19 protein-coding genes are annotated in these 24,084 nt (G+C 73.6%); 6 read left to right on the forward strand and 13 right to left on the reverse strand.

Translation table 11 applies throughout. The features are described from left to right. Positions 1 to 58 precede the first annotated feature (58 nt). Positions 59 to 1,453 (reverse strand): HAMP domain-containing sensor histidine kinase, encoded by a 1,395-nt coding sequence (locus tag J7E86_RS17890; protein WP_308312628.1) that lies wholly within the window; start codon positions 1,451 to 1,453, stop codon positions 59 to 61. Further along, positions 1,450 to 2,151: a response regulator transcription factor gene (locus J7E86_RS17895; protein ID WP_215082693.1), complete on the reverse strand. Its 702-nt coding sequence runs from the start codon at positions 2,149 to 2,151 to the stop codon at positions 1,450 to 1,452. Before J7E86_RS17895 ends, J7E86_RS17890 begins: the two co-directional genes overlap by 4 nt. Positions 2,152 to 2,272: 121 nt before the next feature. On the opposite strand from J7E86_RS17895, the gene J7E86_RS17900 reads away from it, so the two are divergent. Further along, positions 2,273 to 3,469: a glycosyltransferase gene (locus J7E86_RS17900; protein WP_215082694.1), complete on the forward strand. Its 1,197-nt coding sequence runs from the start codon at positions 2,273 to 2,275 to the stop codon at positions 3,467 to 3,469. Next, a complete protein-coding gene (locus J7E86_RS17905; RefSeq protein WP_215082695.1) occupies positions 3,466 to 4,494 on the forward strand; it encodes an SDR family NAD(P)-dependent oxidoreductase in 1,029 nt (342 codons plus the stop codon). The genes J7E86_RS17900 and J7E86_RS17905 overlap by 4 nt, the downstream gene beginning before the upstream one ends. Before the next feature lie 4 nt (positions 4,495 to 4,498). Here J7E86_RS17905 and J7E86_RS17910 read toward each other — a convergent pair whose 3' ends face one another. The 4 genes from J7E86_RS17910 to purD all read right to left on the reverse strand — a co-directional run bounded on the left by J7E86_RS17910 (position 4,499) and on the right by purD (position 10,363). Beyond that, positions 4,499 to 5,398 (reverse strand): phosphoribosylaminoimidazolesuccinocarboxamide synthase, encoded by a 900-nt coding sequence (locus J7E86_RS17910; protein ID WP_215082696.1) that lies wholly within the window; start codon positions 5,396 to 5,398, stop codon positions 4,499 to 4,501. A 69-nt stretch (positions 5,399 to 5,467) separates the two neighbouring features. Beyond that, the gene (locus J7E86_RS17915; protein ID WP_215082697.1) at positions 5,468 to 6,946 is read right to left on the reverse strand and encodes a N,N-dimethylformamidase beta subunit family domain-containing protein; all 1,479 of its coding nucleotides are present in this window, start codon (positions 6,944 to 6,946) and stop codon (positions 5,468 to 5,470) included. Positions 6,947 to 7,080: 134 nt separating this feature from the next. Then, entirely contained in the window at positions 7,081 to 8,751 is a 1,671-nt protein-coding gene (locus tag J7E86_RS17920; RefSeq protein WP_374223817.1) for a hypothetical protein, read from the reverse strand. 346 nt (positions 8,752 to 9,097) lie between these two features. Then, a complete protein-coding gene (gene purD, locus J7E86_RS17925) occupies positions 9,098 to 10,363 on the reverse strand; it encodes a phosphoribosylamine--glycine ligase (protein ID WP_215082699.1) in 1,266 nt (421 codons plus the stop codon). A 262-nt stretch (positions 10,364 to 10,625) separates the two neighbouring features. Here purD and J7E86_RS17930 point away from each other — a divergent pair, with 262 nt between their 5' ends. After that, a complete protein-coding gene (locus tag J7E86_RS17930) occupies positions 10,626 to 11,354 on the forward strand; it encodes an SLATT domain-containing protein (protein ID WP_215082700.1) in 729 nt (242 codons plus the stop codon). 18 nt (positions 11,355 to 11,372) lie between these two features. Here J7E86_RS17930 and J7E86_RS17935 read toward each other — a convergent pair whose 3' ends face one another. The 4 genes from J7E86_RS17935 to J7E86_RS17950 all read right to left on the reverse strand — a co-directional run bounded on the left by J7E86_RS17935 (position 11,373) and on the right by J7E86_RS17950 (position 16,876). Next, entirely contained in the window at positions 11,373 to 12,023 is a 651-nt protein-coding gene (locus J7E86_RS17935; protein WP_215082701.1) for a hypothetical protein, read from the reverse strand. A gap of 113 nt (positions 12,024 to 12,136) precedes the next feature. Next, positions 12,137 to 14,581 carry a dolichyl-phosphate beta-glucosyltransferase gene (locus tag J7E86_RS17940; protein ID WP_215082702.1) on the reverse strand — a complete coding sequence of 815 codons (2,445 nt, stop codon included), beginning with the start codon at positions 14,579 to 14,581 and terminating at the stop codon, positions 12,137 to 12,139. 143 nt (positions 14,582 to 14,724) lie between these two features. Beyond that, the gene (locus J7E86_RS17945; protein ID WP_215082703.1) at positions 14,725 to 15,396 is read right to left on the reverse strand and encodes a GntR family transcriptional regulator; all 672 of its coding nucleotides are present in this window, start codon (positions 15,394 to 15,396) and stop codon (positions 14,725 to 14,727) included. A 124-nt stretch (positions 15,397 to 15,520) separates the two neighbouring features. After that, positions 15,521 to 16,876: an aspartate aminotransferase family protein gene (locus tag J7E86_RS17950; protein ID WP_215082704.1), complete on the reverse strand. Its 1,356-nt coding sequence runs from the start codon at positions 16,874 to 16,876 to the stop codon at positions 15,521 to 15,523. A 336-nt stretch (positions 16,877 to 17,212) separates the two neighbouring features. Between J7E86_RS17950 and J7E86_RS17955 the strand changes: the two genes are divergently transcribed. Both J7E86_RS17955 and J7E86_RS17960 read left to right on the forward strand, forming a co-directional pair. Continuing rightward, on the forward strand, positions 17,213 to 17,416 hold the full coding sequence (locus J7E86_RS17955; protein WP_215082705.1) for a cold-shock protein: 204 nt from the start codon (positions 17,213 to 17,215) through the stop codon (positions 17,414 to 17,416). 128 nt (positions 17,417 to 17,544) lie between these two features. After that, complete coding sequence (locus J7E86_RS17960) at positions 17,545 to 19,278, forward strand: serine/threonine-protein kinase (protein ID WP_215082706.1); 1,734 nt, start codon at positions 17,545 to 17,547, stop codon at positions 19,276 to 19,278. Between the two features lie 62 nt (positions 19,279 to 19,340). Here the strand turns inward: J7E86_RS17960 and J7E86_RS17965 are convergent, their stop codons facing one another. Beyond that, positions 19,341 to 20,627 carry an adenylosuccinate synthase gene (locus J7E86_RS17965; protein ID WP_215082707.1) on the reverse strand — a complete coding sequence of 429 codons (1,287 nt, stop codon included), beginning with the start codon at positions 20,625 to 20,627 and terminating at the stop codon, positions 19,341 to 19,343. A 175-nt stretch (positions 20,628 to 20,802) separates the two neighbouring features. Between J7E86_RS17965 and J7E86_RS17970 the strand changes: the two genes are divergently transcribed. Further along, entirely contained in the window at positions 20,803 to 21,813 is a 1,011-nt protein-coding gene (locus tag J7E86_RS17970; RefSeq protein WP_308312629.1) for a hypothetical protein, read from the forward strand. 237 nt (positions 21,814 to 22,050) lie between these two features. On the opposite strand, the gene J7E86_RS17975 is transcribed toward J7E86_RS17970, so the two are convergent. After that, complete coding sequence (locus J7E86_RS17975; protein ID WP_215082708.1) at positions 22,051 to 22,716, reverse strand: response regulator transcription factor; 666 nt, start codon at positions 22,714 to 22,716, stop codon at positions 22,051 to 22,053. Then, entirely contained in the window at positions 22,713 to 23,999 is a 1,287-nt protein-coding gene (locus tag J7E86_RS17980; RefSeq protein ID WP_215082721.1) for a sensor histidine kinase, read from the reverse strand. The genes J7E86_RS17975 and J7E86_RS17980 overlap by 4 nt, the downstream gene beginning before the upstream one ends. Positions 24,000 to 24,084: the final 85 nt, after the last annotated feature.

Raw genomic sequence — 24,084 nt, forward strand, 5'->3', positions numbered from 1 at the left:
TGATGACCGGGGCCTTCGGCGTCCCCCGGGACCATCCCCGGGACCTTCCCGGGGCCGTTCAGGAGGGCGGCGGCGGGAAGCGCAGGCGGAAGCGGGCGCCGCCTGTTTCGGCCTGTTCGGCCGTGAGCTCGGCGCCGTGGGCGCGGGCGATCTGGCGGCCCATGGCGAGGCCGAGGCCGGAGCCGGGCAGGGCGCGGGCCTGGCGGGAGCGGTAGAAGCGGTCGAAGACGTACGGCAGGTCCTCGGCCGAGATGCCCGGTCCGTGATCGCGGACGGTGAGGTCCAGGCCGCCGTCGTCCGTGCGTGTCAGCCCCACCTCGACCATGGCGCCGGGCGGGCTGAACTTGGCGGCGTTGTCGAGGAGGTTGGACAGCAGGCGGGCGAGGCGGGCGGGGACGCCCCGCACGGTGGCGTCGCCCGCGGCGGCGAGGCCGGCGACGAAGGGCGTGTCCGGCCAGTGGCCGCGGGCCTCGGCGACGCAGCGCTCGGCCAGCAGGTCGAGCCGGACCTGTTCGACGAGTTGTTGCGGCTCCTCGTCCCGAGCCAGTTCGATGAGGTCGTTGACCAGGCCCGTCACCTCGCGGAGCTGGCGGCCGAGGGCGGCGGAGGCCCGTTCGCGCTGGGCCGGGGTGAGCCGTTCGGCGCGGGCGAGGAGCTCGGCGTTGGTGCGGAGCGCGGTCAGCGGGGTGCGCAGCTCGTGCGAGGCGTCGGCGACGAGGCGGCGCTGGGCGGCGACGGCCTCCTCCAGCTCGCCGAGCATGGTGTTGAAGCTGTCGGCGAGGCGGGTGATCTCGTCCTGGCGGCGCGCCTCGTACGGCGGCAGCTCGATGCGGTGGGCGGGGTCGCGGGTGGCGGCGATGCGTTCGGCGGTCGCGGTGAGCCGGGTCACGGGCCGCAGGGAGGTCCGGGAGGCGAAGTAGCCGAGTCCGGCGGCGAGCAGGACCCCGCCGCCGCCCACGGCGCCCAGGAGCAGCCCGGCCTGGCGTACGCCCTTGTCGACGGTGTCGGAGCGGACCGCCACCTGCAGGGCGCGGTGGCCCTTGACCGGGGCGGTCAGCATGCGCATGTCCCGGCCGTCGAGGGTGATGTTGCTGTAGTACTCGCCGAGGGTGCCGGCCGCGACCCGCCGGGTGGCCCCGGTGACGGGCAGTACGAGGTCGCGCCGGCCGGGCGAGGCGGGGTCGGCGGTCACGGTCTGCGCGCAGGCGGGGGCGGCGAGCCAGGTGCATTCGCCGTAGAGCGGGCCGGTCGCGGCATCGCGGCTCTGCTGGGCGATGAGGGACGCCTGTTGCTTGAGCTGGAGGTCGAGCTGGCGCACGAGTTCGTAGCGGATGACGACATAGGCCGCCGCGAGGACGCCCAGCGCGACGACGGCGACGGCGGCGGAGGTGACGAGTGCCAGCCGGGCGCGCAGGGGTCTGCGGCCGAGCAGGCCGCGTCGCAGGGTCCTCACTGCTCCGCCAGGCGGTAGCCGATGCCGTGCACGGTGTGGACGAGGCGGGGCGCGCCGCCCGCCTCCAGTTTGCGGCGCAGGTAACCGACGTAGACGGCGAGCGAGTTGGAGTCCGTGCCGAAGTCGGTGCCCCAGACCCGTTCCTGGATCACCTCGCGCGGCAGGACCTGCCCCGGGTGGCGCATCAGGACGTCGAGGAGGGCGAATTCGGTGCGCGTGAATTCGAGGGGCACGGTGCCGCGCACGCCGGTGCGGGTCTCCGGGTCGACGGTGAGGTCGGCGAAGGTGAGCGGGGGTTCGTCCGCGGCGGGTTCGGCGGGGGCCGCGCGGCGCAGCAGGGCCCGTAGCCGGGCGAGGAGTTCGTCCAGGGCGAAGGGCTTGACGAGGTAGTCGTCGGCGCCGGCGTCCAGGCCCGCGACCCGGTCGGAGACGGCGTCGCGCGCGGTGAGGACGAGCACGGGCGTACGGTCGCCGAGGCCGCGCAGGCGGCGGCATACGGCGAGGCCGTCGAGTACGGGCATCGCGAGGTCGAGGACGATCGCGGCGGGTGGTTCGGCGGCGACGGCGGAGAGCGCTTCGAGGCCGTCGGCGGCGGAGCGCACCACGTATCCCTCGACGCACAGTCCGTCGACGACGGCGGCCCGCACCTCGGGGTCGTCGTCGACGACCAGGACGGTCGGCGGCTCGGCAGCGGACATTCGGGGCGTGGCCTCTCGCGCGGGTGCGGCGGAACAGCGCGTGTCCCGCCCGGTCTCTGCGCCCCTACCTTGGCAGACCGTGTCTTAGAAGGCTCTTAGACCGCCCCGCCACGCTGCGGCCATGGCTACAGCACACGACACCCTTTCGGTGGTCGTCGGAGCGGGCGGTACCGGCGGCCACATCTACCCCGGTCTGGCGGTGGCCGACGCGCTCCGCCGGGCCGTGCCGGACGCGGTCATCAGCTTCATCGGGACCGAGCGCGGTCTGGAGACCCGGCTCATACCGCGGGCCGGGTACCGGTTGCACACGGTCGACATGATCCCCTTCGATCCCTCCCTCGGTTCGCGCCGCTTCCTGCTCCCCGCCGATCTGCTCCGCTCGGGCGTCCAGGCGCGGCGCGTGATCGAGGAGCAGGGCGCGCAGGTCGTCGTCGGCATGGGCGGCTATCCCAGCGCGCCGGCCGTGCTGGGCGCGCGGATGGCGGGCCGGCCCGCGCTCGTCCACGAGTCCAATGCCGTGCCGGGCCGCGCGAACCGTTTCGCCACCGCGCTGACCCCGCATGTGGCGCTCGCCTTCGACCGCAGCCGCGAGCACCTCTCGGCGCGGGCCGGTGCCCGCGCCGAGACGGTGGGCATGCCGTTGGTGGGCGCGGTGGCGAGCCTGGACCGGGCCGCCCGCGCCGCACTGCGGCCGCCCGCCCGGCAGACCCTCGGTGTGCCGGACGCGGCGCGGCTGGTGCTGTTCAACGGCGGCAGCCTGGGCGCGGCGCGGCTGACGGAGGCCGCGGTCGAGCTGGCCGGTCGGTGGCGCGCCCGCCCCGACGTCCATCTGCTGATCAAGACGGGTCCCGCCGCCCTGGAGGAGGTCCGGGCCCGGCTGGCCGCCGCCGGCTGCGACCGGGTCGCCACGGCGGTCGGCTACCTCGACCGGATGGACCTCGCCTACGCGGCCGCCGACCTGGTGGTGTGCCGCGCGGGTTCGGCGACGGTCGCGGAGCTGGCGAACGTGGGCGTGCCCGCGGTGCTGGTCCCGTATCCGTACGCCCCGCACGACCACCAGACCCACAACGCCCGTGTGCTCTCGGACGCCGGCGCCGGACTGCTGCTCGCCGACGGCGACACGACCGGCGACCGGCTGGCCGCGCTGATCGAACCGCTGCTGGCGGACCCGGCGCGGCTGGCCGCGATGGGCCGGGCGGCACATCCGAGCACGCACGCGTCGGCCGCCGATCTGATGGCGGCGTGGGTGCTGCGGCTGGCGGGACGCGCGCCGGTCACCCCCTTCCCCTTCATGACTTCCGAGAGGACTTCCGCATGAACCCCTACAGCCCCGACAGCAACCCCGCCACCCCCCAGGACTGGACGGGCCGGACCGTCCTCGTCACCGGTGCCGAGGGGTTCATCGGCTCGACGCTCGTCGATCTGCTCGTCGAGCGCGGTGCCCGGGTGCGGGTGCTCGTCCACTACAAGCCGTACGCCGAGCGCGGCCACCTCGCCCGCTACCTCGGCCCCGGCTCCCCGGTGGAGACGCTCGCCGGTGACGTCCGCGACGCCGGGCGGGTGATGGACGCCGTCGCCGGGTGCGACACCGTCTTCCATCTCGCCGCGCTGATCGGCATCCCGTACAGCTACGCGTCGCCCGAGGCGTACGTGCAGACGAACGTGGCCGGCACGGAGAACGTCGCGGCGGCCTGCCGCCGCCATGGTGTGCGGCGCATGGTGCACACCTCGACCAGTGAGGTGTACGGGACGGCGCTGACCGCCCCGATCAGCGAGGACCACCCGCTCCAGCCGCAGTCGCCGTACTCCGCGTCGAAGATCGGCGCGGACATGCTCGCCCTGTCCTACGCGCACTCCTTCGAGCTGCCCGTCACGGTGGTGCGGCCCTTCAACACCTACGGGCCGCGTCAGTCCGCGCGGGCCGTGATCCCGACGATCCTCGCCCAGCTGCACGCCGGCGCCGAGGAGATCCGGCTCGGTTCGACGACGCCGACCCGCGACTTCACGTACGTCACGGACACGGCGGAGGGGTTCCTCGCGCTGGCGGACTGCGACCGGGCCGTCGGCCACGCGGTCAACCTCGGCACGGGCCGGGAGATCTCCGTCGGCGACCTGGCCGAGTCGCTGATCCGGGCGTCCGGGCGGGACGCGAAGGTCGTCGTGGACCCGTCGCGGCTGCGGCCGGCCGGCAGCGAGGTCGAGCGGCTGCTGTCGGACAACTCGCGGGCGCGGGAGTGGGCCGGCTGGCGGCCGCGGGTGGAGCTGGAGGAGGGGCTGGCCCGGACCTCGGAGTGGGTCCGGGACAACCTCCGGCTCTTCGCGGCCGACCGCTACCAGGTCTGAGGCCCTACGCCCAGTTCTTCCCGGTCAGCCGCTCGTACGCCTCGATGTACTTGCCCCGCGTCCGCTCCACGATCTCCTGCGGGAGCTCCGGCGGCGGCAGCTCGCCGTGGCGGTCCCAGCCGGAGGCCGGGGAGGACAGCCAGTCGCGGACGAACTGCTTGTCGAAGGACGGCTGGGGGCGGCCCGGCTCCCACTGCTCGGCGGGCCAGAAGCGGGAGGAGTCCGGGGTCAGCACCTCGTCGGCGAGGACCAGTTCCCCGTCCGAGAAGCCGAACTCGAACTTGGTGTCGGCGAGGATGATGCCCCGGTCACGGGCGATGGACCGGGCCCTGCTGTAGACGGCGAGGGTGGCCTGGCGCAGCTTGGCGGCGGTCTCGGCGCCGACCTGGCGGGCCACCTCCTCGTACGAGACGTTCTCGTCGTGCTCGCCGACGGCGGCCTTGGTCGCCGGGGTGAAGATCGGCGAGGGCAGTTCGGAGCCGTCGGCCAGGCCCTCGGGAAGGGCGAGGCCGCAGACGGTGCGGGACTGCTCGTACTCCGTGAGGCCCGAGCCCGTGAGGTAGCCGCGGGCCACGCACTCGACCGGGGCCATCTCCAGGGAGCGGCAGATCAGGGTGCGGCCGGCCCAGTCGGCGGGGGCGCCGGCGGGCAGCTCGTCGGAGATGACGTGGTGGGGCACCAGGTCGGCGAGGCGGTCGAACCACCACAGGGAGAGCTGGGTGAGGACCCGGCCCTTGTCGGGGATCTCGGTGGGCAGCACCCAGTCGTAGGCCGACATGCGGTCGGAGGCGACCATCACCAGATGGCCGTCCCGGTCGCGGTAGAGGTCGCGGACCTTGCCCGTGTGCAGGTGCTCAAGGCCGGGCACCTCAACCGGTTCGGGCTTCTCTACGAATCCGGACACGCGTCCTCCTGGTGGTTTGTCCAAGCACCACGATTCTGCCGTACGGACGCGCGGGGGCGTCGACGAGGGTCAGCCGCGCTTGCAGATCCGGTCCAGGAGGTTGGCCGTGGCCCGCTGGACGCGGGCGTCCGTGTGCCCGGGGCGGTCCAGGGCGGGCGACCAGGCGAAGGTGCCCGCGGCGAAGACGAGGGCGCCGCTGGGGGCGCGGTAGAGGGAGGTCTCCTGGTGGCGTCTCGCGCCCTCGCTGTCCAGGTACGGGGAGTGGGCGAGCAGGATGCGGCGGGTGTGCTCGGGCAGGGCCGTTCGGGGGTAGTAGCGGTCAGCCTCGCCCGCGACCAGGCCCGGCAGCTCGTCGCTCTCGCCGGCGCCGGTGGCGTCCCACAGCCAGTGGTCGGCGTTGCGGACGACCATGGGGGCCGGCTCGGGCACCCGCCCCGCGTACTGGATCCCCAGCAGCTGCTGCTCGGCGGGCGAGACGTCGCGCCAGAGCGCGGAGCGGCCGGGGCCGCGATGTTTTCGGCAGGTCAGCAGGTGGTCGGGGCCGGCCGGGGAGGGAGCCAGCTCGACCTGCCAGTACATGGTGTTCGCGGAGAGGAACACCAGGGACGTGCCGGAGTCGCGGGCCAGCTCGGCGGAGCGGCGCATGGCGGGCGACCAGTACTCGTCGTGGCCGGGGAAGACCAGGCCGCGGTAGCGCGAGGGGTCGACGCGGCCGGCGTGGAGGTCACGGGTGTCGGCGTAGGCGAGGTCGTAGCCGTAGCGCTCGGCCCAGCGGATGAAGTCGTAGGCGTGGCCGACGTGCAGCGGCAGGCCGGCGCCCGCGAAGGGGCGGTCGAAGGAGACGGTGGTGGCGGCGCCCTCCTCGCCCAGCAGCCGGCCGTTCTCGTCCCAGGCGTGGTAGAGGCTGGCGCCCGTGCGGCCGTCCTCGGGGTAGAGGTTGTACGCCTGCCAGGTGATGTCGGGCAGGACGAGCAGCAGGTCGGCTGGGTGGGTGTCGCGGACCAGGAAGGGGATGTGGCTGCGGTAGCCGTCCGCGGTGGTCAGGACGGCCACGTACGCGCCCAGGCTCCAGTAGCTGGGGATCTGGAGCCGCCAGGACAGCCACCAGTGGTGGCAGGAGACCGTGCGGTCGACGGTCAGCGGCGGGGGCTGGACGATGCCGGACAGCCGCGGGCTGGTGGTGATCTTCGCGGCGCCGTCGCCCGCGTAGTGACCGATGCGGTAGACGTCGATGCCGAACTGCTGCGGCGGGTCGACGGTGATCCGGAAGTCCATGGCCTCGCCCGGGGCGACCGCGCTGACGGAGGCGAAGCCCTTGATCTGCCGGTGGACGTCGTCGGCGGTGCGCGGGCGGCGGCTGCGGGGTGCGGGGACGCGGGAGCCGGCGGGTTCCGGGACGGGGTCGACGTACCAGGGGATGATCTGGCCGGTGTCGTCGAAGTAGCTCTCGCTGCCGCGCAGCCAGGGCAGCGGGCCCTGGCCGAAGGGGTCCGAGACGGCGTGCGCGAGTGCTCCCGACTCCCAGCGGCGAATCTGGTCCATCCCCATTGCGCTCCCTCCCTACGCCCCCCGACGCGTACTCGTGTCCAGTGCCGTTGGCGGTTCCCTTGCTGGTCCGTATGGGTGATGCGTCCCGGTGGAGGCGGCGGGCCGGCCCGCGGAGGGCACCGGCCGTACCGGCCTCACACCAGGCGGACCGGCTTCTCGGGGCGCACCCCGACCTCGCCGAGCCAGATGCGCAGCGGTTCGCCGTCGCCGTCCTCGATCAGGCTGAGGACCGTACGGCCCAGGTCGGCGCGGCGGGCGCCGCCGACCAGCAGGGCGGGGCCGTCGAGCCAGTCCAGGCCCGGGGCGGCCCCGGCGGTGTCGACGGCCGCACAGCACACCATGGCCGTCACGTGGTCGGTGAGCAGCTCCCTGCCGCTGCGCGGGGGTTGCAGCGGGAACAGCGGTGCCAGGCCGTCGACCCAGGGGTCGCCCGCCGTGCCGAACGCGCCGTGGTGGGCGGCGAGCTCCTCATGGGCGGCCTCGCGGGCCACCTCGGCGGTCAGGCGGGCCTCCAGCTTCTCCACGACGCCGGCGGCCGCCGGGCCGCTGAGCCGCTCCAGGACGCGGGCCACGGTGGGTGCGACGGTGAGCGAGGCGGGGACCGCCACGCCGACGGGCGCGGCCGCGGCGCCCGCTTCCGGGACGGCCGCGGTGACGGGCTCCGGGATGTCGCCCAGGGCGCGGTGCAGCCGGGCCGCCTCCAGCCGCCACTTGCGGTCCACGACCTCCTCCGGGTACTGGCTCCAGGCGACCGGCAGCCAGTCCGGGCCGGCCTCGGCCGGGCCGCCGTGGAAGAGGCGGGCGGCCAGCAGCGAGGCGGCCTCGTCGATGGCGCCGGGCTCCTCCAGCAGGTCGCACGCGGGCCGCTCGCCCAGCCGCGAGGTGAACCCTTCGGCGAGGCGGTCGCGCCGGGAGAGCTCGGTGAGCGCGGAGACGACGCCGGCGTCCAGGCGGGAGGGCCAGCGGCCCATCCGCCAGGCGGGCAGCGCGACCCGGTTGAGCAGGCGGTCCCAGCCGGCGTAGGCGAGGCCCACCTGTTCCTGGGCGACGATCCGCAGGCCGTAGTCGACGGTCTGGGCGCGCTCGGAGGCGGCCGCGGCCACCCCGCGCTCCATCTCGGCGGCGTGGTCCCGGCAGGAGTGCAGCAGCAGCCGGGCGACGCCGCCGACGAACGCGAGGGCCGGTCGTCCCGCGGCGACGGCCACGGCGGCGTCCAGGCCCCGGACGAAGCGGCGCGCGGCCGCTATGTCGGGGTTGGCGGACGGTCCCGTGCCCGCCACGACGGGCGCCAGCAGCGCCCGCAGCTCGGCGACCCGCATCCACCACAGGAACGGCGAGCCGATCACCAGCACCGGCGCGGCACCGGTCCGCCGCTGCGGGCGCGGCAGGCCGTGGCGGGCGCCGCGCGGCGGGCCCTGCGCGGGGTGCGTGCGGTCCTCCAGCCAGCTGTCGCAGTCCGGGGTCAGGGCCATGGCGGAGGGCGGGGGCACCTCCAGCCGCTCGGCCAGGTCGCGCACCAGGCGGTAGAGGTCGGGCGCGGTCTCCTCCGGGATGGGGACGGTGGGGCTCAGGGCGGGCCTGGCCCGGACGACCACGACGGTGACCGCGGCCGCCAGCAGCAGGGCGAGGGCCGCGGCACCGGAGACGGCCCAGCGGGCCGTGGACCAGCCGCCACCGTCCGGGAGGCGGCCCATGGCGATGCCGGCCAGCAGCACGACGGCGGCCGCCGCCGGCAGCAGGGCGACGGCCAGCGCGGCGCTGCGGATGCGCAGCACCGCGAGGGCTTGCGCACGCGCGACGAGCACGCCTGCTTCCGGACCTGCCACGAGACCGATCACCCCCTGTTGCCAGTGTGTGCCTGCCGAGGAGTGCGACAGTCGGGCGCGGCGCCTTCCGCCGCCCCTCCCCCACTGTGGCACCGGCCTCTGACATCGCAATGCCGGTGGGCCAGTTGCCGGATGCCCGGCAGTCGGCTTGCGCCGCACCCTAGTTGGGGGTGGGGCGCGCGTCAGCCGCTTGGACAACCGGTCACCCGATGGAATGGCTTTGGGTAAAGCCACCCGGAATCGGCGCCCCCGCCGCTCCGTCGTGCACCTGTCGGACAACAGGCAACCGGCCCGTACGCGCGCGTACGGGCCGGTTGTGGGATCGCTACAGCTCAGGGGCTCGCTCGGCGGCCGCGGCCCACTCGGCGATGTCGCCGCGGTGGTGGGAACCATCCAGCCGGACGCGCGAGACGCCCTCGTACGCGCGTTCCCGCGCGGTCGCGAGGTCGGGGCCGGTCGCGGTGACCGAGAGCACCCGGCCGCCGGCGCTGACCACCTGTCCGGCGGCATCGTGCGTGGTGCCGGCGTGCAGCACGTACGCGTGCTCCAGGGCCGCGGCCTCGGGCAGGCCCTCGATCACATCGCCGGTGCGCGGGGTACCGGGGTAGTTGTGCGAGGCGATCACGACGGTGACGGCGGCGCCGTCGCTCCAGCGCAGCGGCGGCAGGGAGGCGAGGGTGCCGGTCGCGGCGGCGAGCAGCAGCCCGGCCAGCGGCGTCTTGAGGCGGGCGAGCACGACCTGGGTCTCGGGGTCGCCGAAGCGGGCGTTGAACTCGATGACGCGGACGCCGCGCGAGGTGATCGCGAGCCCGGCGTAGAGCAGACCGGAGAAGGGGGTGCCCCTGCGGCGCAGTTCGTCGACGGTGGGCTGCAGGACGGTCCGCAGGACCTCGTCGACGAGCTTGGGCTCGGACCAGGGCAGCGGGGAGTAGGCGCCCATGCCGCCGGTGTTCGGGCCCTCGTCGCCGTCGAGCGCGCGCTTGAAGTCCTGCGCGGGCTGGAGCGGGACGACCGTCTCGCCGTCGGTGACGGCGAAGAGGGAGACCTCGGGGCCGTCGAGGAACTCCTCGATGACGACGCGGCCGCAGGCCAGGGCGTGCTCGCGGGCGGCGGCGAGGTCGTCGGTGACGACGACGCCCTTGCCCGCGGCCAGGCCGTCGTCCTTGACGACATAGGGAGCGCCGAAGGCGTCGAGCGCCTCGTCGATCTCGGCCGGAGTGGTGCAGACGTAGGCGCGGGCGGTGGGGACGTTCGCGGCGGCCATGACGTCCTTGGCGAACGCCTTGGACCCTTCCAGCGCCGCGGCCTCCGCCGAGGGGCCGAAGACCGGGATGCCGCGCTCGCGGACGGCGTCGGCGACACCCGCGACGAGCGGGGCCTCCGGGCCGACGACCACAAGGTCCGCGGCCAGCGAGACGGCGAGCTCCGCGACGGCCGTGCCGTCGAGGGCGTTCACCGGGTGCACCTCGGCGACCTCGGCGATCCCCGCGTTTCCGGGGGCGCAGTGCAGCGCGGTGACGTCGGGATCGAGGGAGAGTGAGCGGCACAGGGCGTGTTCGCGGGCGCCGCCGCCGATGACGAGGACCTTCACACCGGTCACCCTATTGCCTCGTCGACTGATCGACTCCCACGGTGCTCTCCCGACACCGCAGTAACGTCCCTGCATCGGCCCCGCACGGCCGACGAGCGGTACCGTCCGCCACACCACCCACTCTTTCGGGTGAGGCCGAACCACGCCCTATACCGGATTCCTCAGCGCTTACGGGCGGAAAACCATGGATCTTGGCTGCAAGACCGACCGTTCGGCGGTAGGAAGGTGATTCGCGATTCGCAGCGGCAGAGGGAGTGCACGGGTGAGCCAGCCGGAGATGCAGCCCGAGGGGCTCCCCCGCGAGCAGGGCGGGAGGCACCGCGGCGACTTGCGCGCCCGCACCTTCCCGCTCGGTGACTGGGGGGAGCCCGCGGAGCGTCTCGATGAGCTGTACCGATGGGTGGAGAACGGCGCGCTGTATTTGGTCGACTGGTATCTCGCGGACCGCGCCTGGAAGCGGCGCTGGGCGCGGGCGCTGCGCATCGGCGCGGCGGCGTGCGCCACGGTGGGCGCGGCACTGCCGCTGCTCCAGCTGACGAATGTGGTGCGCACCGGCTCGGCGTGGGGGTTCCTGGTCCTGCTCGGGGCGGTGGCGTGTGTCGCCTGTGACCGCTATTTCGGGCTGACGTCGGGATGGATGAGGGCCGTGGCGACGGCGCAGGCCGTGCAGCGGCGGCTGGAGGCGCTCCAGTTCGACTGGGCGTCGGAGTGCGTGCGCGAGGTGCTCGGCCCGACCGAGGGCACGGCCAGCGAGGCGGCGGAGCGGTGCCTGAGCGTGCTGCGCCGCTTCTCGGAGGACGTGTCGGAGCTCGTACGGGCTGAGACGGCCGACTGGATGGTGGAGTTCCGGGCCGGGCCGACACCGCTGGTGACGCAGTCCCTGGTCTCGTGGGGACCGCGTGGGGAGGGTGGCGGCCCGCTGCCGCGCTTCCTGCCGCCGGGCGCCCGGCCGAACATGCCGCGGCAGCGGCCCCCGGAGCCGCCGCGCTGACGCCCCCGGGGAACCGCCTCAGCTGAAGACGATCATCGAACCCTGGCCGAGGCTGCGCGTCGCCGCCGCGTGCAGTCCGAGCCAGACATGGCGTTCCCGTGCGAAGGGGCTGTCGTCGTGCGGGCCGGGCGCCGCGGGCTCCTCCAGGCCGGTGGGCCGGTCCGGAGCGGCGGGCGGCGCGGGTGGATTGCCCGGGTCGATGCCCAGGACCGGTGCCACCGCGTGGAGTTCCCTCAGCAGTCCCTGGCTGGACCCCAAGGGGCCGCCGCCTTCGAGGAGTTCGTCGCTGGAGAGCGGGTGGGGGAAGTCCACGGGCACGTACGCACCGGCGTGGTCGTAGTGCCAGACCAGGTGCGACTGCTGGGCCGTGGTCTCGAACATCTCCAGCAACTGCTCGTAGTCGCCGCCGAGTTCGTCGACCGGGGTGACGGCGAGACCGCAGAGGTTGAGCAGGTGGGCGCGGCGCAGGAAATGCAGCGCGTCGTAGTCGAAGCCCGCGACCGGGGCGACGTTCCCCGACAGTCCCGGCATGTAGCCGAAGACGGGGACCGGCGGCAGCCCGGCCTCGCCAAGGGCCTTGTCGTACGCGGCGATCTCCTCGGCGAAGGGGTTGTCGGGGCTGTGGCACAGCACATCGACGAGGGGAACAAGCCAGAGGTCACAGGCCACGTGAACTCACTCTCGGTCGCGTGGAGGCGATGGTCGGGCCAGAGTAGTGCCGCCGGGCCGCTTGTCATACCGGGCCCGGGGCCGGCCGCGGCGAGCCGCCGGCGTTCCCGTTCTCATCCCCGCGCGGCCACGTCCCACACCCACACGTCGCCGATCCGCTCCGGCTCGCGCCCCACCAGCCGGGTCACGGTCTCGCGGAGCGCGGCCGCGTGTTCTTGGGGGTCCAGGACCAGGACGTCGGCCCGCCAGAAGCGCAGGTCCATCCGGAACTCGCGGCGCCGTCGGTCGTCGACCGCGGGGATCCGGCCGGTGGTGTGGACGCCGTGCAACAGGTCGGAGGTGGGGCGCGGCTCCGGCCCGTAGACGCCGGTCCGGTCCGGTCCCCAGGGGCCGTTGAAGTAGCCGCCGGGGATGGCGAAGCCGAGGCCGGCGCGGACCTGCCAGCCGAGGGCGGCGGTGTCGGTGGGGCTGGGCACCGGCACGGGCACCAGCGTGCGGCCGGGCCGTACGTGCTCGCGCCAGGTGCCGTCCGCGACGAACGCAGGCACCGGCTCCCGTTCGACGGTCCGGTACGGCGTGGGGAGGAGCGGTACGAGCGCCACGGCGAGCGCCGCGCAGCCCAGCAGCCGGTGCGAGCGCTCCCGTTCGCTGCGCAGTCGGCGCGTGGCCAGCCGGTCGCAGGCGAGGGCGAGGAGGATGCCGAGGGCGGGCGCGCAGACCAGGGCCAGCCGCGATTCGATGACCGACTCGAAGAGCGGCAGCCCGGCCATCAGCCGCCAGGGGCCGGGGAGCGTCCGGTCGGTGCCGGGCAGCGGGATGTTCTGTCCGAGCGAGAGGACGGCGGCGGCCAGCGCCGTGAAGCCGAGGGCGCGCACCTGGGGGCGGCACCGCATACGGACGACGAGGACGACGGCGAGGACGGCGAGGGGCCAGCCGAAGAAGGCGTTCTCCTCGGTGCGGTTGACCGACAGCGACGCGGCGATGTCCGCGTCGCCCGCCAGTGAGCGGGTCGCGAACTCCAGCAGCGCCATCGGGTGGTTGCCGACCTGGCCGTGCAGCACGCTGCGGTAGCTCTGCGGGCCGAGGAACTGCCAGGCCAGCGGGCCGATGGTCATGGGCACGGCGACGAGGGCGGCGATGGCGAGGCCGCGCAGCAGCGGCCGGGCGACGGCCCGGGCCGCGTCCGGGTCGGCGACCGCGTGGCCGAAGGCGTAGAGCGCGAGGCCGGTGACGGCCAGCAGCAGCGGCTCCTCGCCGAGGAAGACCTGGTACGCCAGGAAGAGGCCGAGCAGCACGGCGTCCCGGCGCGGGGCCCGGCCCTCGCACAGCCGCAGCGCGCGGTCGATGATCGGCGGGATCATGAAGAGCACGACGAAGTTCGGGTGGGCGTTGCCGTGCGAGATCATCGGCGGCGCGAAGGCGCAGAAGCCGCCGCCGAGCGCGGCCGCCCAGCGCGAGCGCACGAAGCGCTTGGCGATCAGCCAGTACCAGGAGCAGGCGGTGGCGGCGAGGCCGCCGGTGAGCACGATCGCCCAGGTGACGTGGGCGCCGAGGGCCAGCGTGACGGGCGCGAGCGGGACGGACAGCCCGAGCATGGAGGTGTTGGCCATGAGGTTCACACCGTCGGGGACGTTCTGGAGCTGGGTGAAGAACGGATTCCGCAGGTGGGCGACGTTGTCGGCGGCGACCCGGAAGAACCACTCCCACTGCGTCTGGTCGGAGGCCGAGTCGACGAGGTAGCGGCCGCCCGGCGAGCTCCACAGTCCGGCGTAGAGCAGGAAGGCGAGCAGCACGTAGAGGGCCGGGACCGCGAGGCGGACCCGGTCCGCCGAGCGCGCGCGGATGCGGACGAGGTCGGCGAGCGTGGTGGCGTAGGCGAGCGGGCGGACCTTGGAGCCGGGCCGGTGGGACCAGCGGACGGGGACCTCGACGACCTGCCAGCCGGCCTGGTGGAAGAACCGCAGGATCTCGACGTCGTAGCTCCAGCCGTCCTGGCGGGAGCGGGCGAAGGCGGTACGGACCTTGTCGCCGTCGAAGAGCTTGAAGCCGCACTGGGTGTCCCGGATGCCTGGCACGGCGGCGGCCCGTATGAGCCGGGCGCCGGCCCTGCCGAGGAGCTCGCGCAGGGCGTGCTGGCGGGCGTCGATGCGGGAGCCGGGCAGGGCGCGGGAGCCGACGGCGGCGCCGGCGCCCTCGTCCAGGTGGCGCGTGAGGCGGTCGAGCTCCTCGATGGGGGTGGCGAGGTCGGCGTCGGTGACCAGGACGCGGCGGCCGCGGGAGGCGAGCACGCCGGTGCGGACGGCGTGGCCCTTGCCGCGGTTGGCGGGGGTGCGCAGCAGCCTGACGCGCGGCTCGTCGCCGGCGGCGGCCTCGGCGACGTCCGCGGTCGCGTCCGTCGAGCCGTCGTCGACGACGATCAGCTCCCAGCTCCGGCCCTCCTCCTCCAGGCGGGCGAGGTGGGCGCGGACCGCCTCCAGGGTGGGGCCGAGCCGGCTCTCCTCGTCGTAGGCCGGAATGACGACGGTGAGGTCGACCGGTGCGGGAGGGGTGGATTCCATACGGTGGGGCGAAGGGAATGGAGTCGGTGAGGAAGGCGGCATCACGAAGCTGGACGCCCGCGACCCGTTGTTGGTTGCACGTTCGTCATTGCTTTCATTTGCGATTCCGTCCCATTAACCGATGACCGTATGCGGCGCTGCCCCTATTCGGTCAATCTCGCGATCAATGCCATGGAATGTTCGTTGTAGCCAGCAATGATCTGTTCCACGAGGGCGGCGTCCCGGGCGGCGACCGCCTCGACCAGTTCGCCGTGGCCGTGCCACAGGCGGCCGCTCAGCGACGGCATCCGGCGCAGGAGCGGCACGGTGAAGATCCATGCCTGGACGCGGACCCGGTCCAGGAAATCCGATATGTAGGGATTGCCGACCAGGCCGGCCAGCTCGCGCCAGAACCGCAGGTCGTAGCCGATGAGGATGTCCAGGTCCCCGGCGATCGCGGCCCGCGACGCCTCCTCCGCCCGGCGCCGCACGGAGGCGAGGGCGAGCGGGGGGACGCAGGCCAGGGCGCGGTCGGCGGAGCGGCGGAAGATGCCCTCGACGATGAGGGCGCGGGCCTCGGCCATGTCGCGGAAGTCGGCGTAACTGAACTCACGGACGCGATAGCTCTTGTGCAGCTCGACATCGAGCAGCCCCTGCGAACAGAGGTCGAGCAGGGCCTCGCGGACGGGCGTGGCGGACACCCCGTACTGCTCGGCGATCTCCTTGACGGTGAACTGGCGCCCCGCCGGGAGCCGCCCCGCGATCACCTCGTCGCGCAGGGCGTCGGCGATCTGCGAACGCAGCGTCGTGCGTCGGACCGTCTCGCTGCCGGGCATCGTCGTCCGTCTCCCCTTCCATGACCGGGCCCCGCGTGCGAACGGCCCTCGCAACAAGATAGGCGAGGGCCGTCGCGGAGCGTACGGGCGTGCGCGCGGGAAGGACGTACGCTACCTGGCCGCGTCAGACCGTGTGCGCGTCGGCCGCCGTCAGGGCCTCGTCCAGAAGGGCCAGGCCCTCCTTCGCCTCGGCCTCGGAGACGGTGCAGGGCGGGACGACGTGGGTCCGGTTCATGTTCACGAAGGGCCACAGGCCGGACGTGCGGCAGGCCGCGGCGAAGGCGGCCATCGGGGCGCCCGCCTCGCCCGACGCGTTGTACGGGACGAGCGGCTCGCGGGTGGTGCGGTCCTTGACCAGTTCGAGCGCCCAGAAGACGCCCAGGCCGCGCACCTCGCCGACGCTCGGGTGGCGCTCGGCGAGCTCGCGCAGGCCGGGGCCGAGGACGTCCGCGCCGATCCGCGCCGCATGCTCCACGATGCCCTCCTCGGCCATCGCCCCGATCGTCGCGATCGCGGAGGCGCAGGCCAGCGGGTGCCCGGAGTAGGTGAGGCCGCCGGGGTAGGGCCGCTGCTCGAAGGTCGCGGCGATCTCCGCGGAGATGGCGACGCCGCCGAGCGGTACGTAGCCGGAGTTGACGCCCTTGGCGAAGGTGAGCAGGTCGGGGGTGACGTCCCAGTGGTCGGCGGCGAACCAGCGGCCGGTGCGCCCGAAGCCCGCCATGACCTCGTCGAGGACGAAGACGATGCCGTACCGGTCGCAGATCGCGCGCACGCCCGCGAGGTAGCCGGCCGGCGGCACCATGATCCCGGCGGTGCCGGGCACGGTCTCCAGGAGGATCGCGGCGACGGTGGCCGGACCCTCGAAGACGATGGTGTCCTCCAGGTGGCGCAGGGCGCGCTCGCACTCCTGCTCCTCGCTCTCCGCGTGGAAGGGCGAGCGGTAGAGGAACGGCGCCCAGAAGTGCACGACGCCCGCCGAGGCGGTGTCCGAGGGCCAGCGGCGCGGGTCGCCGGTGAGGTTGATCGCGGCGGCGGTCGCCCCGTGGTACGAGCGGTAGGCGCTCAGCACCTTGGGCCGGCCGGTGTGCAGCCGGGCCATGCGGACCGCGTTCTCGACCGCCTCGGCGCCGCCGTTGGTGAAGAAGATCTTGTCGAGGTCGCCGGGGGTGCGCTCGGCGATCAGACGGGCGGCCTCGGAGCGTACGTCCACGGCGAAGCCCGGCGCGATCGTGCACAGCCGCGCCGCCTGCTCCTGGACGGCGGCTACCACCTTCGGGTGCTGATGGCCGATGTTCGTGTTGACGAGCTGGGAGGAGAAGTCGAGGTAGCGGTTGCCGTCGTAGTCCCAGAAGTACGAGCCCTCGGCGCCCGCGACGGCCAGCGGGTCGATGAGTCCCTGAGCGGACCAGGAGTGGAAGACGTGCGCGCGGTCGGCGGCCTTGACGGCGGCGCCGGTGCGGGGATCGGGCTGCGTGCTCAACGGCGTACCTCGGATCGGGTGGCGTTCGGGGCGCGTTCCCGGTCAGCGTAGGGAGCACGGCCGGGGCCGGGACACCGGCACTGTGTATGGCGCTCGCCACGCCCCCGGACACAGTGCCGGGTGCGGCCGGGGGCGAACAGCGGCGCCGGCCCGGGCGCGGCGACCCCGCGAAATTCCCGGCCGCGAAATCCACCGGCGCAACGGACCGCGTGCTACCGTCATTTCGCGTTGCAGTTTTGGACCCATTTTCGGCGCCTGACGGTCTGTGACCGCGGGCGCCGTTGCATTATTCCGCGCTGTGTGGAATTTGGGTACTGCCCTATTGAGGAGATTGTCTTGGCTACCGGCACCGTGAAGTGGTTCAACTCGGAAAAGGGATTCGGCTTCATCGAGCAGGACGGCGGCGGCGCCGACGTCTTCGCCCACTACTCCAACATCGCCACCCAGGGCTTCCGTGAGCTCCAGGAGGGCCAGAAGGTCTCCTTCGACGTCACGCAGGGCCAGAAGGGCCCGCAGGCGGAGAACATCCTTCCCGCCTGACCCTTCCTCCGGGGTTCAACAACGAGCCGGGTCCGCGTACTTTCAAGGTGCGGGGGCCCGGCCGTTTGCCGTCCCGCTATTCTCCGGCCAGGAACATACGGGGGACATCGGGGGAGGAGATCGGCGCCATGGAGAATCTCGACGGCCTGCGGCCGGAGGATCCACGCACGCTCGGCGCGTACCGGCTGCTCGGCAGGCTGGGTTCGGGCGGCATGGGCCGCGTCTACCTGGCCCGCTCGGACCGGGGCCGCACGGTGGCGGTCAAGCTCGTCCACACCGAGCTGGCCGGCCAGGAGGAGTTCCGGCGCCGCTTCCGCGCGGAGGTGCGGGCCGCCCGGCAGGTCGGCGGCGAGTGGACGGCGCCCGTCCTCGACGCGGACACCGAGGCGGAGATCCCCTGGGTGGCCACCGGCTACATCGCCGGCCCGTCCCTGCGCCAGGTGGTCGACCACGACTTCGGGCCGCTGCCCGAGCGCTCCGTGCGCATCCTCGGCGCGGGCCTCGCCCGCTCCCTGGAGGCCATCCACGCCGCGGGCGTCGTCCACCGCGACCTCAAGCCGTCGAACGTCCTGATCACCCTGGACGGCCCGCGCGTCATCGACTTCGGCATCGCCCGCGCGCTGGAGACCGTGACCGACGGCGGCGACCTCACCCGTACCGGCGCGGCCGTCGGCTCGCCCGGCTTCATGTCGCCCGAGCAGGTGCGCGGCGCCCGGGTCACCCCCGCGAGCGACGTCTTCTGCCTCGGCTCGGTGCTGGCCTACGCGGCCACCGGCCGGATGCCGTTCGGCACGGCGGACAGCGGGGTGCACGCCCTGATGTACCGCATCGCCGAGGAGGAGCCGGACCTCTCCGACGTCCCCGCGTCGCTGCGGCCGCTGATCGTCGCCTTCCTCGCCAAGGACCCGGCCGAGCGGCCCACGCCCGCCCAGGTCCTGGAGCGCACGGGCGTCGAGGAGTTGCTCGGTGACCTGCGGTCCGCGGACCCCTGGCTGCCCGGCGGCCTGGTCGCCCGGCTCGGCCGGCACGCCGTGCAACTGCTGGACGTGGAGGAGCCGGTGGGGACGCCGGGCCCCATGCCGCCGGAGCGGACCGCACCGGCCCCGATGCCGGAGCCGACGCTCATAGTCCGGCAGGACCCGCCGACCATGACCGCCGGGCACCCGGTCGGAGCGCCCCTGCCGCCCCCCGCGCCCGTCTACGGCTACCCGCACGCGGGCCCGTACGGCGGCAATCCGTACGGCACCGGCACGCACACCATCAACCCCTACGGCCCCGCACCGCGCCGCTCCCGTACGCCCGTGGTGCTGGCCGCGGTGGTGGCGGGCGGGCTGCTCGCCGGGGGCGGGACGGTGTTCCTGCTCAACAAGCAGCAGAACGACAAGAGCGGCGGCACCCAGGCCGGGAGTGCACCGTCCGCCTCCGCGCCGCAGAACTCCGTGCCCACGCCGCAGTCGGCGACCCCCTCCCCCGGCGGCGCCACGGCCGGTGCCGGCCCCGGCGCCGTGCCGCAGGGGTTCCTGGGCACCTGGCAGTCCGACTTCTCCACCGACGCCGGCTCGCACTCCCGCAGCGTCACCCTCCGCCAGGGCCCGCTCGGCACGACCGTGGCCGACATCAGCGGCAGCGGCACCGACAAGGACGGCCTGGCCTACCGCTGCGCCTGGACCGCCGACCTGACCGGCGGCGGCGAGGCGGGCACCCCGCTGCACCTCGGGCCGTCCCGGGTGACGCTCGCCCAGCCCGCCGCCGACTGCCAGCCGGGCCCGCGCAGCGAGCTGACCCTGTTGTCCGACGGCGGCATGCGCCGCGAACTCGTCGGCAAGGCGGAGGCGCCGCTGACCTACCGCAAGGTCGGATGAACGCGGAACGCCCCGACGGCCGAAGCCGTCGGGGCGCCGCGTACGCGCCGTGCGCGCGGGACCTACGAGAGGAACGAGTTGATCTCGATCGTCTCGGTACGGCCCGGGCCGACACCGATCGCGGAGATCGGGGCGCCGGACATCTCCTCCAGCGCCTTCACGTACGCCTGCGCGTTCTTCGGCAGGTCGGCGAAGGTCTTGGCCTTGGTGATGTCCTCGGACCAGCCCGGCAGCATCTCGTAGATCGGCTTCGCGTGGTGGAAGTCGCTCTGGCTGTAGGGCAGCTCCTCGACGCGCTTGCCGTCGATCTCGTACGCGACGCAGACCGGGATCTGCTCCCAGCCGGTGAGCACGTCGAGCTTGGTGAGGAAGAAGTCCGTCAGGCCGTTGACGCGGGTCGCGTAGCGGGCGATCGGCGCGTCGAACCAGCCGCAGCGGCGGTCACGGCCGGTGGTCACACCGCGCTCGCCGCCGATCCGGCGCAGGTCCTCGCCGTCCTGGTCGAACAGCTCGGTCGGGAACGGCCCGGCGCCCACGCGGGTGGTGTACGCCTTGAGGATGCCGATCACGCGGCTGATCTTCGTGGGACCGACGCCCGTACCCGTGCAGGCGCCGCCCGCGGTCGGGTTGGACGAGGTGACGAAGGGGTACGTGCCGTGGTCGACGTCGAGCAGCGTGCCCTGGCCGCCCTCGAAGAGGACGACCTTGCCCTCGTCGATGGCGTTGTTGAGGATCAGCGTCGTGTCGGCCACGTACGGCTTGATCTGCTCGGCGTAGGTGAGCAGCTCCTCGACGATCGCGCCGGCCTCGATGGCCCGGCGGTTGTAGAGCTTCGCGAGGATCTGGTTCTTGAAGTCGAGAGCGGCCTCGACCTTCTGGGTCAGGATCGACTCGTCGTAGAGGTCCTGGACCCGGATGCCGACGCGGTTGATCTTGTCCGCGTAGGTCGGGCCGATACCGCGGCCCGTGGTGCCGATCTTCCGCGAGCCGAGGAAGCGTTCCGTCACCTTGTCGACCGTCGTGTGGTACGGCGTGATCAGGTGCGCGTTACCGCTGAGCAGCAGCTTGGACGTGTCGACGCCGCGCTCGTTGAGCCCGCTCAGCTCGGAGAGCAGGACCGCCGGGTCGACGACGACTCCGTTGCCGATCACCGGGGTACACCCCGGCGAGAGGATTCCGGAAGGGAGGAGATGCAGCGCGTATTTCTGGTCGCCGACGACCACCGTGTGGCCGGCGTTGTTGCCACCTTGGTAGCGCACCACATAATCCACGGATCCACCGAGGAGGTCGGTGGCCTTTCCCTTGCCCTCGTCACCCCACTGAGCACCGAGCAGCACAAGTGCGGGCACAGGCGTACACCCCTTCCGGGCGGGGCATGTCCAACGTGCGTGGTGGTGTCACCCCGCTTGCTCAGGGCGTACACCAACGCTAGAGCCGTCGAACCGGTGCCCCGGATAGACGAAGCCCCTGGCGCAACAGCGACAGGGGCTCTTGCACCGAGAGATTACCTGAGGAAGGACCGAGGTGTCGGCTCCAGACTCCACCGGGCAGCCTCTGCTCGTGGTCATCGACCCGGTCGCCCGACGCGTGGACGGCGAGTCCGTACGGATCGCGAGGGACGTCCTGTGCGCTGGCGCGGTGGCGAAAATATGTCTTCCGGACGGGCCCGAGGACGTCGAGCGCGCCCTGGCCAGACGGGGTCGCAGAAGGCCCGTCGTCATCGGCGACGACCGGGCGCTGCTGCAGGCCGTCAGAGTGCTCCACCGCCGCCGTGAGCTGCCGGAAGTCCCTGTTTCGCTGGTGCCCGTGGGCACGCTGCCGGCCGTCTCGCTGGCCCGTACGCTCGGCGTGCCGCTGGGTTCGGTGGCCGCCGCGCGGGCGGTTCTGGACGGCGCGGAGCGGCGCATGGACGCGCTCCTCGACGACAGCGGCGGCATGGTGCTGGGCGGGCTGTGGATCCCCGGCGCCAATGGCTTGAACCGATCGGTCGACGCGCGGGAAACCCGTGTGAGGAATGAGCCGAATGGGGCGGACATCACGCCTGAAGGCGGCGAAACGAGCGCGCTGCGGCTCGATGACGTGCCGGCTCCGGCGAGCGCTCCCGAGGGAGCGGGTGTACCGGCCGTCGCGGAGCGGCCGGACACGCCGGCCGTCACGGGCACCGGCGGTCAGCAGCCGTGGTGGTCCCCCGCCGCCCGTACGGCGCGCTCGGCGCTGACCCTGCTCACCGGCCCGGCCGCGCGCCTCCAGCTGCCGTCGTGCACCCGGCTGCGGGTGGAGGCGGACGGGGTGCTGCTCGCGGACCTCGACCAGCCGGTGGCCCGCGTCGCCGTCTCCACGGTGGTGGGCGGCCTCGCCGAGGTGGTGATCCACACCCATGCCGCCGGCCGGCCGGTACGGACGAGGGCCCGCCGGGTCACGGTCTCGGGACCGGGCTTCGGCTACCGGGCCGACAACGTCCTGACGGGTCCGGTCCGCACGCGGACGTGGACGGCGCACGAGGAGGCGTGGCGGTTGGTCCTGCCGAGGGGATAGGCGGGGCTTGTGAGGGGGAGCCGTTCGGCCGCGGGCCGCCAGCTTTGCCGCCTGCGGCGGCGGGCGCCCTGCGGGCGCGTCCTCAATCGCCGGACAGGCTTGATTCCGGCTGAGCTCAGCCGCTTTCAGCCCGTTGGGGGCACCCCCAGCGGTAGCTGGGGGAGATTGAGGACACCACCGCGCAGCGGTGGTGCGCACGCCACGGCCCGCTCACATGACCCGCCGGACACCACCGCGCTAGCCGCCCGGCGTGACCAGCCCCGCCTCGTACGCGAAGACCGCCGCCTGCGTGCGGTCGCGCAGGCCCAGCTTCACCAGGATCCGGCTGACGTGCGTCTTGACCGTCGACTCGGCGACGACGAGCCCCGCCGCGATCTCGGAATTGGAGCGGCCCTGGGCGACGAGGACCAGCACCTCGGTCTCCCGCTCCGTGAGGTCGCCGACGCGCTCCTGCGTGGGCGGCCGGGGCGTGCCGAGGCGGGAGAACTCCTGGATGAGGCGCTTGGTGACCGTCGGGGCGAGCAGCGCCTCGCCGGACGCGACGACCCGGACGCCGTCGGCGAGCTGCTGCGCCGAGGCGTCCTTGAGCAGGAAGCCGCTCGCTCCCGCGCGGAGCGCCTGGTAGACGTATTCGTCCAGGTCGAAGGTGGTCAGCACCAGGACCTTCGCGTCGGCGTCGGCGGCGACGATCTCGCGGGTCGCCTCCAGGCCGTTGAGCACGGGCATGCGGATGTCCATCAGGACGACGTCGGGGCACAGCTCCGCGACCCGCTCGACGGCCTGCCGCCCGTCCACCGCCTCACCGACGACCTCGATGTCGGGCATGGCGTTCAGCAGGACGGAGAAGCCCTCGCGGACCATCATCTGGTCGTCCACGATCAGCACGCGGATGGTCCGGCTCACGCGGCGGCCTCCGCCGGGGCGACCGGCAGGAACGCCGTGACCTCGTAGCCGCCGTCCTCCGTGGCCTCCGCCGTCATCTCCCCGCCGAGCATCCCGACGCGTTCGCGCATGCCGAGCACGCCGTGGCCGGCGCCCGGGGAGGGCTTGGCGAGGCGGTTCGGCGGGCCGTTGACGACGCGCAGGCCCAGGCCGCCGAGGACGTACGCGATCTCGACGCGGGCCTCGGCGCCGGGCGCGTGGCGCAGGACGTTGCTGAGCGCCTCCTGGACGATGCGGTACGCCGACAGCTCGACGCCCTGCGGCAGCTGCCGCACCGAGCCGGTCCTCACCAGCTCGACGCCCAGGCCGGCGGAGCGGACGTTGTCCAGCAGCCCGTCCAAGGCGGCGAGGGTGGGCTGCGGGGCCTCGGGGCCGGCGAAGGCGTCGGGGTTCTCCGACCGTACGACGCCGAGGACGCGGCGCAGCTCGGTCAGCGCGGCGACGGCGTTCTCCCGGATCGTCTGGAACGCGGCGGCCAGCTCCGGCGGGGTGTCCTGGACCCGGTAGGGCGCGGCCTCGGCCTGGATGGCGACGACGGACATGTGGTGCGCGACCACGTCGTGCAGCTCGCGGGCGATGGTCGTGCGCTCCTCCAGCACGGTCCGCCGGGAGCGCTCCACCTCGGTGACGGCGGCCTGCGCGGCGACCTGCTGCTTGGACTCGCGCAGACCGCGGACGGCGAGCACGACGAAGAGCAGGATCCCGGCGATGACCAGCAGCTGGAAGAGGTCGGAGACGAAGTAGCCGGAGGCGTAGGGGCCGGGCGCCCTGAGGACCGCGAGCACGGCCCCCACCGCGCCGGTGAGCAGCCACATCTCGGCCGCCACGCGCGGGCGCGTCCGCAGGGACACCACCAGCATCACGAAGAGGTGCGAGACGAAACCGCCCGGCGACCACGGGCCGAAGCCGTAGTGGCTGAGGAACACGCCCGCGAACAGCAGCGCGCCGATCGACAGCCACCAGGCGCCGACGGGCCGGAACAGCGTGGTCACCATCGGCACCCCGATGATCAGCGCCGTGAGGATCCCGGACAGCCCGCCGCCCTCGCGCGCGAGGCTCGCCAGCATGACGACGCCGATGAACCCGACCATGACCGCGTGCGGGAGCCACCGCGTACAGCGCGCGACCTTGCGCGGCAGCAACCGCACCAGCCGGTGATCGGCGCGGAGCGGCGGCAGCGGGCGGAAGGCGAAGGCATCGTCGAACAGATCCTTCCGCAGGCTGCCCAGGGCACTCTTCGCCATCCGCAGCTCGTTGCGCGGGGTGGTCTCATACGTCTCGGTCACACCGACAACGGTAGGCAACGGAAAAGCGGACGGCGTCCCCACG

The organism is Streptomyces sp. ISL-11 (genome assembly GCF_018614525.1).
In the GTDB taxonomy this organism is placed as follows: Bacteria; Actinomycetota; Actinomycetes; order Streptomycetales; family Streptomycetaceae; genus Streptomyces.